This window comes from Rhodosalinus sp., from assembly GCF_041685465.1.
Lineage (GTDB): Bacteria > Pseudomonadota > Alphaproteobacteria > Rhodobacterales > Rhodobacteraceae > Rhodosalinus.
Genome location: NZ_JAWLFS010000146.1, coordinates 1 through 7,638, shown reverse-complemented (window position 1 = coordinate 7,638; position 7,638 = coordinate 1). Strand labels below are relative to the sequence as shown.

General features: G+C 68.7%; 5 protein-coding genes and 2 pseudogenes. 1 reads left to right on the top strand and 6 read right to left on the bottom strand.

Annotated elements, in window-relative coordinates; genetic code table 11:
• Nucleotides 1-221 (bottom strand): annotated as a pseudogene (locus ACESL7_RS10470) (MarR family transcriptional regulator); the annotation flags it as partial.
• Nucleotides 222-381: 160 nt separating this feature from the next.
• Here ACESL7_RS10470 and ACESL7_RS10465 point away from each other — a divergent pair.
• A pseudogene (locus ACESL7_RS10465) lies at nucleotides 382-1,230 on the top strand (branched-chain amino acid aminotransferase); the annotation flags it as partial.
• 138 nt (nucleotides 1,231-1,368) lie between these two features.
• On the opposite strand, the gene ACESL7_RS10460 reads toward ACESL7_RS10465, so the two are convergent.
• The 5 genes from ACESL7_RS10460 to ACESL7_RS10440 form a co-directional block, all read right to left on the bottom strand.
• A complete protein-coding gene (locus tag ACESL7_RS10460) occupies nucleotides 1,369-2,562 on the bottom strand; it encodes an ABC transporter permease (protein WP_372893269.1) in 1,194 nt (397 codons plus the stop codon).
• A 3-nt stretch (nucleotides 2,563-2,565) separates the two neighbouring features.
• Nucleotides 2,566-4,404 (bottom strand): ABC transporter permease, encoded by a 1,839-nt coding sequence (locus ACESL7_RS10455; protein WP_372893268.1) that lies wholly within the window; start codon nucleotides 4,402-4,404, stop codon nucleotides 2,566-2,568.
• Nucleotides 4,405-4,539: 135 nt separating this feature from the next.
• The gene (locus tag ACESL7_RS10450) at nucleotides 4,540-5,679 is read right to left on the bottom strand and encodes an extracellular solute-binding protein (protein ID WP_372893267.1); all 1,140 of its coding nucleotides are present in this window, start codon (nucleotides 5,677-5,679) and stop codon (nucleotides 4,540-4,542) included.
• A 134-nt stretch (nucleotides 5,680-5,813) separates the two neighbouring features.
• Nucleotides 5,814-6,914 (bottom strand): ABC transporter ATP-binding protein, encoded by a 1,101-nt coding sequence (locus ACESL7_RS10445; protein ID WP_372893266.1) that lies wholly within the window; start codon nucleotides 6,912-6,914, stop codon nucleotides 5,814-5,816.
• Nucleotides 6,915-7,089: 175 nt separating this feature from the next.
• On the bottom strand, nucleotides 7,090-7,638 hold a 549-nt coding region (locus tag ACESL7_RS10440), incomplete at its 5' end, for an aminotransferase class III-fold pyridoxal phosphate-dependent enzyme (RefSeq protein ID WP_372893265.1).

Sequence of the window (7,638 nt, the reverse complement as noted above, 5' to 3'; positions counted from 1 at the left end):
GACAGCAGGTTGCTGACCGTGGTGCCCGGGGCGCCGTTGATGAAGTGAAGCGCGCGATGATGCGCGCGCCCGTAGGCGTACTCGGCAAGGATGCGGTCCGGGTCGGCCGTGAACCCGCGATAGGCGAAGAACATCGCCTCGATCCCCTGCCGCAACTGCTCGTCGGTGAGAAAGAGCAGCGTCTCGCCTCCCTGCGCCGTCCCGCTGCGTCCGTCGCTCATGCCGGCCCCTCCCCTGCGATGCAGGTCCATTTTAAGTCAGCGTTATTGACACTCCAAGCCCCCGTTGGTAGCGAGTCGCGCATTTTGCGCAATTTTATGTCCGCTCCGGACGTAGAGAGCGCAACAATCCGCAAGAGATGGCGAGAGAAAGGCACCGCATATGACAGGCTACGACGATCGCGACGGGACAATCTGGCTGGACGGGGCGCTCGTGGACTGGCGTGCGGCACAGGTGCATGTTCTGAGCCATGCCCTCCATTACGCGAGTTCCGTCTTCGAGGGCGAGCGGGCCTATGGCGGACGCATCTTCGCGAGCCGCGCGCATTCCGAGCGCCTGATCGCCAGCGGCGCGGCGATCGACATGCCGATCCCCTGGAGCGTGGAGCAGATCGAGGCCGCGAAGGCCGAGGTCATGGCCGCGAACGGCCTCTCGGACGCCTATGTGCGGGCCTTCGCCTGGCGCGGCGCGGGCGAGGACATGGGCGTGAGCTCGGCCCGCAACCCCGTGCGCCTCGCCGTGGCGGCCTGGGAATGGGGCGCCTACTACGGCGACTCGAAGACGACGGGCGCCGCGCTCGACATCTCGCAGTGGAAACGCCCCTCGCCCGAGACGATCCCGAGCCACGCGAAGGCCGCCGGGCTCTACATGATCTGCACCATGTCCAAGCACGCCGCCGAGGCGAAGGGCTTCGCCGACGCGATGATGTTCGACTACCGCGGCTACGTGGCCGAGGCGACGGGGGCCAACATCTTCTTCGTCAAGGACGGCGAGGTGCACACGCCGCTGCCCGACTGCTTCCTGAACGGCATCACGCGGCAGGCGGTGATCGGCCTCCTGCGCGAGCGCCGGATCCCCGTGCACGAGCGCCACATCGGCCCCGGGGAACTCGAAGGGTTCCAGCAGTGCTGGCTGACCGGGACGGCGGCGGAGGTCACGCCGGTGGGCCGGATCGGCGACTACACCTTCGAGGTCGGCGCGCTCACGCGGGAGATCGCGGAGGCCTACGAGACGCGGGGGCGCCGCGGCGCCGGGGGCGGCGGGGGGCGCGGCCCCCCCTCGGCGGCTGCGCCGCCTCACCCCCCGGAGTATTTGACCCAAGATGATGGGGGGGGTCGCGGGGCGGCGCGCGGAGCCCCGCGCAGCGCCTCAGCCAGGCGACATGCCGCGCAGGCGCTCGGAGCGGCGGCGCAGGATCTCGACCGTCGTCAGGAGCGCGATGGAGATGCCGACGAGGATCGTCGCCACGGCGAGGATCGTCGGCGAGATCTGTTCGCGCAGCCCCGTGAACATCTGCCACGGCAGCGTCTGCTGGTTGGCCGAGCCGACGAAGATCACCACCACCACCTCGTCGAAGCTGGTGATGAAGGCGAAGAGCCCGCCGGAGATCACGCCGGGCAGGATGAGCGGCATCTGCACGCGCCGGAAGGTCGTCACCGGGTTCGCGCCGAGGTTTGCCGCCGCGCGGGTGAGCGAGCGGTCGAAGCCCACGAGCGTCGCGGTCACGGTGATGATGACGAAGGGGATGCCGAGCGCGGCATGGGCGAGCACCACGCCGAGGTAGGTGCCCTGCAGCCCGATGCGCGAGTAGAAGAAATACATCCCCGCCGCCGAGATGATGAGCGGCACGATCATCGGAGAGATCAGCACCGCCATGATCGCCTGCCGGAACGGCACGTGCTCGGAGCTGAGCCCGATGGCGGCGAGGGTGCCGAAGCTCACCGCCAGCAGCGTGGCCACCGGCGCGATCAGCAGCGAGTTGCGGAGCGCCTGCTGCCAGTCGTCGGAGCTGAAGAAGTCCCGGTAGTGCTTCAGGCTGTAGCCCGCCGGGTCGAAGGACAGCATCTCGGGCGTGAAGGTGAAGAAGTTCTGCGCGTTGAAGCTGAGCGGCATCACGACGAGGATCGGCGTGATCAGGAACACGAAGACCGCGCCGCAGATCACGCGGAAGGTGTAGTGCCAGAGCACCTCGCCCGAGGCCAGATAGGGCGGCAGGGCGGCGCGGTAGCGCCCGCGCCCGATCCAGTGGATGAACCAGCCGAGGAACCAGCCGAAGAGGCCGCCGACGACCGCGCCGGCGACCCCGCCGAGGGCGATCCCCGCCAGCGCGAAGAGGACGATCAGGCCCCATTTGACGGCGCGTTCCCGAGCGGCGCCGGCGAGCGTCAGCGCCGCCCATGCGAGCGCGGCGCAGATCAGGGCGCCGCCGAGCATGCCGACGAGCGTCGCGCCCTGCGCCGTGCCCACGAAAAGGCCGAAGAGCGCCCCGGCCGCGCCGATCACGGGCAGCGAGAAAGAGAAGGGCGGCGTCTTCGTGCCGGTGATGGCGACCGCGTCGGACATCTCTCAGCCCCCCAATTTCACGTTGTCGATGCCGACGATCTTGTCGTAGGCCCAGTAGAGCACCAGCACCACCACCAGCAGGATCGTTCCGAGCGCCGCGGCGAGGCCCCAGTTGAGCGAACTGGAGATGTGATAGGCGATCCGGTTCGAGATGAAGGTGCCTGTCGTGCCGCCCACGATCTCGGGCGTGATGTAGTAGCCGATGGACAGGATGAAGACGAGGATCGAGCCCGCCCCGATCCCCGGCACGGTCTGCGGGAAATAGACCCTGCGGAAGGCCGTGCGCGGCGTCGCGCCGAGCGATTTCGCCGCGCGCATGTAGGAGGGCGGGATCGTCTGCATCACCGAGTAGAGGGGCAGGATCATGAAGGGCAGCAGGATGTGCGTCATCGCCACGATGGTGCCGAACTGGTTGTTGATCATGATGAGCCGCCCGTTCTCGGCCACGAGGCCGAGCCAGACGAGCACGTCGTTGATCACCCCCTGCTGCTGGAGCATCACCTTCCAGGCGGAAGTGCGCACGAGGAGCGAGGTCCAGAAGGGCAGGAGCACGAGGATCATCAGCAGGTTCGCCGTCCGCATCGGCAGGTTGGCGAGCAGCCAGGCCACCGGGTAGCCGAGCAGGATGCAGGAGAAGGTGATCATCAGGCTCATGAAGAGCGTGCGCTGGAACAGGAGGGCGTAGATCCGCTCGCCCTCGTCGCGGAGTTGCGGCCCCTCGGGCGTCTTCTGCAGATCCACGGCCGTCAGGAAATAGCCCGTGGTATAGGGGGGCGCGTAGGTGCGGATCGTGCGCCAGGGATCCGCGGTGCCCCAGTCCTCGTCGGAGTCGACGAAGGCGGCGCGGAAATCGACGGGCGGCACGTCCGAGAGCGCGGCCTGCGCGGCGCGCAGTGCCTCGGCCTCGGGGCCGTCGTAGGCGGCGAGCTCCTCGGCCGGGAGGGCGCGCAGATCCCGGTCGAGGGCGACGTAGACGGCCTCCCACGGCTCGTCGTCGGCGACGGTCTCCTCTTCCTCGATCGCCATGAAGACGGCGAACTCGGCGTAGGCGTCGGCGGTGCGCGGGAAGGTCTCGGCGAAGGCGCCGGAGAGCCTGAAGCCGAGGTCCACGTCCTCGGCCGAGATATCGCAGGGCGCGCCGAAGACGCCCTTGATCCCGCACCAGGCGTCGCCGAGCGGGCCGCGGGTGGACAGGTTGTCGAGACGGATGAAGCGCTCGCGCGCGGCGTCGAGCACCATTGCGCCGCCGGTGCCGGACGTCATGGAGACCCAGAACTCCGCCTCCTCCCAGCGGTCGTCCAGATCCTCCAGCGTCTCGACGTTGGCTTCGCCGAAGTCGTCCACGTCCCGGCCCGTGCCCCGGAAGAGCGAGGACATGCCGGTGTTCTCGTAGTTCAGGCGCTGGCCGAGCCGGGTGTGGCGGCGGGCCTCGGCGGCGAGGAAAAGGTCCGAGTAGAGCGCCTCGTAGGCGGCGTCGGGCGGCAGGTCGCTGGCCTCGGGATCCCAGGTGGCGAGCGCCGCGCTGGTGCGCGGCAGCGTGTCGCGCACGATCTGGTTCTCCACCGAGCGGAAAAGCATGTCCGCGATCGGCGCGATGAAGGTCACGAGCACGAAGACGAGGAGCGGCGCGACCAGCGCCAGCGCGCGCAGCTTCTGCGCCCGGAGCGCGCGCGCGAGGCTCTTCTTCAGGGGCGTGCCGTCGGCGGCGAGCATCGGCCCGTCGGCCTCCGCGCCGCGTTGCGGTCCGCGCTCCCGGTCGTCGAGCGTCGCGGCCTCGTGGAGCGCGTCCTCGGGGGTCGGCGCGTCGGCGGTCTGCGGTCCGGAGCTGCTGAGCCTGCTCATGCCTCGATCTCCACGCATGGGGCGGCTCGACCTCCGCCGTCAGGTGGCGGCGAGCCGTGGGGTGGCAGGGCGGCCCGCGGGCCGCCCTGCCCCGTCGTCACGCGCGGCGGGCAGGCGCCCGCCGCGCAGATCCGCTCACTGCGCGAGCCACGACTGGAACTTGGCGTCGATGTCGTCGCGGTAGTCGGCCCAGAACTCGTAGTTGTAGAGCAGCGTGTTCTCGGCGTTGTCCGGATCGGTCGGCATGTGCGGCGCCATCTCGATGCCGAGCTCGGCGTGCGTCGACACCATCGGCGCCGAGCTTTCGCGCGCCGGACCGTAGGAGATGTAGGCCGACTGATCGGCGAGGCGCTGGGTGTCCGTGGCGAACCACAGGAAGTCGAGCACGCGGTTCAGCGCCTCGTCCTCGATGTCCTCGGGGATGATCCAGCCGTCGAGGTCGAAGACCTGCATGTCCCAGAGCATGCCGACCGGCTGGTCCTGCTCCTCGATGACCGAGAAGAGGCGGCCGTTGTAGGTCGAGCCCATGAAGACTTCGCCGTCGGCGAGAAGCTGCGGCGTGTCAGCGCCGGCCGACCACCAGACCACGTCGTCCTTGATCTCGTCGAGCTTGGCGAGCGCGCGGTCCTGGCCCGCGGGCGTGGCGAGCACGTCGTAGATCTCGTCCTTGGCCACGCCGTCGCAGTAGAGCGCCCACTCCATGTTGTTGATCGGACGACGCTCGAGGCTGCGCTTGCCGGGGTAGGTCTCGGTATCCCAGACGTCGCAGACGCTGTCCGGCGCATCCGCGCCCTCGGGCACCATGTCCGTGCGGTAGCCGAAGGTGGTGGAGTAGACGATCTGCGGGATGAAGCAGTCGCTCACGATCAGGTCGCCGAAGTCGTCGCTCGCGTCGGTGCCGTCGGGCGCCGGCTTCAGGATGTCGTCGTGATCGACCTCCATCGCGAGGCCCTCGTCGCAGAGCCGGATGGCGTCGGAGGCCACCACATCGACCAGATCCCAGGTGATGTTGCCGGCCTCGGCCATGGCGCGCAGCTTCGCGACCGCCTCGTTCGAGCTCTCGTCCCAGGTCGCGGAGACGTCCGGGTTCATTTCGAGATAGGGCTCGACATAGGCCTTCTGCTGCGAGTTCTGGTAGGCGCCCCCCCAGGAGACGAGGGTCATGCTGTCGATCATCGGTTCGCCGGCCACGGGGCTTTCCATGTCCTGCGCCGCGAGGCTGCCCGCGGCGACGGTGAGCGCCGTCGTGGCCATGAAGGTCTTGGCAATGTTCATGTTCATCGCTCCCTTGTCGTACCCGTGATGCTGAAAGGGGGCCGGGGTCACGGGCGGAACCGGATGGCCCTCTTGCTTGGCACGCCCTGCGGCGCGCGCCGGCCCGGGCGCGAGGCGCGGGCCGGTCAACGGTGTCACGCGTCGAGCGCGCGGCAGTCGTCCGGCAGCCAGCCGATCTCGATCTTTTCGCCCGGACGCAGGCGGCGCTGATCGGGCGCGTTGCGCGTCTTGATGATGAAATCGTCCCTGCCCGCCACGCGGAGCCGCGTGCGGAAGATGTCGCCCATGTAGATGAACTCGAGCACTTCGGCCTTGAGAGTGTGCACACCCTCCTGCAGGCGCTCCTTGTTGATCTCGACCCGTTCGGGGCGGATCGAGACCAGCGTGCGCTCGCCCGGCTGGCTGACGTTGACCGGCTTGCAGTCGATGAGCTCGCCGTCGTCGAGCTCGACCACCGCGAACTCGTTGCGGATCTCCTTCACGGTGCCCAGCAGCGTGTTGTTCTCCCCGATGAACTGCGCGACGAAACTGTTGTCGGGCGTCTCGTAAAGGACGTCCGGCGCGGCCAGCTGCTGGATGCGGCCGTCGTCGAAGACGGCGACACGATCCGACATGGTCAGCGCCTCGGTCTGGTCGTGGGTGACGTAGACCACCGTGATCCCGAGATCATGCGCGAGGTTCGTGATCTCGAACTGCATGTGCTCGCGCAGCTGCTTGTCGAGCGCGCCGAGCGGTTCGTCCATGAGCACGAGCTCCGGCTCGAACACCAGCGCGCGGGCGAGCGCGATGCGTTGCTGCTGCCCGCCCGAAAGCTGCGTGGGCCGCCGACCGCCGAAGTCACCCATCTGCACCATGTCGAGGGCGCGGCGGATCTTCTCCTCGCGCTCGGACTTGGGCAGGCTGCGCACCTCGAGCGGGAAGGCGAGGTTCTCCGCCACCGTCATGTGCGGGAAGAGCGCGTAGTTCTGGAAGACCATGCCGATGCCGCGCTTGTGCGGCGGGATGTTGTTGATGGGCTGGCCGGCAAGCTTGATTTCGCCGTACGTCGCGGTCTCGAAGCCGGCGAGCATCATCAGGCAGGTGGTCTTGCCCGACCCGGACGGCCCGAGCATCGTCAGGAACTCGCCCTTCGGCATGGCGAGGTTCAGGTCTTTGACGACCAGCGTTTCGCCGTCGTAACTCTTCTGTACGCGCTCGAAGGCGACGAACGCGTCTTGCGTTTCCGTCTCGGCCAAACCCGGCTCCCTGTCCTGTCGCCGCGGGTCTTCGCCCGCGTTGTCGCTTAATCTTGAATGCTAGAACGGTTTTCGAACTGTTTGCAACACCCGCGCGACATGACGCGCGGCAAAAAGGTTAGCGGCGCCTTCCTGGAAGGCAAGCGACGCCCCTCGACCGGGGCGCCGCCGCCGGTCAGCCGAGGACGGCGCGCACGGCCTCGGCGGTCTTTCCGGCGACCTCGTCCGCCTCCGCCCGCGTCAGGCAGAAGGGGGGCGCGAAGCCCAGGATATCGCCCTGGGGCATGGCCCGGCCGATCACGCCGCGCTCCAGAAGCGCCGCGGCGATCTGCGGGCCCACCTTGCGCGCGGGATCGAAGAAGGCGCGCGTCTCGCGGGCCTCGACGAACTCGACGGCCGCGATCATGCCCTCGCCGCGCACCTCGCCGACATGCGGGTGATCGGCCAGCGCCGCGTGCAGCGCACGGTTGAAATACGCGCCCGTCTCGCCGGCGGCCGTGACGAGATCGAGCTTGTCGATGAGCTCGAGGTTGGCGACACCCGCCGCCGCGCCGATCGGATGGGCGGAGTAGGTCCAGCCATGCCCGATCGGCCCCATGGCGTCGGTGCCCTGCTCCAGCCCCTTCCAGATCTTCTCGGAGACGATGGAGCCCGACAGCGGCGCGTAGGCCGAGGTCAGCCCCTTGGCGATGGTGATGAGGTCGGGCTCGAGCCCGTAGTGCTC

Coding starts and splice junctions, on each gene's coding strand:
- ACESL7_RS10460 (WP_372893269.1), bottom strand. CDS start 2,562: ATGTCCGACGCGGTCGCCATCACCGGCACGAAGACGCCGCCCTTCTCT.
- ACESL7_RS10455 (WP_372893268.1), bottom strand. CDS start 4,404: ATGAGCAGGCTCAGCAGCTCCGGACCGCAGACCGCCGACGCGCCGACC.
- ACESL7_RS10450 (WP_372893267.1), bottom strand. CDS start 5,679: ATGAACATTGCCAAGACCTTCATGGCCACGACGGCGCTCACCGTCGCC.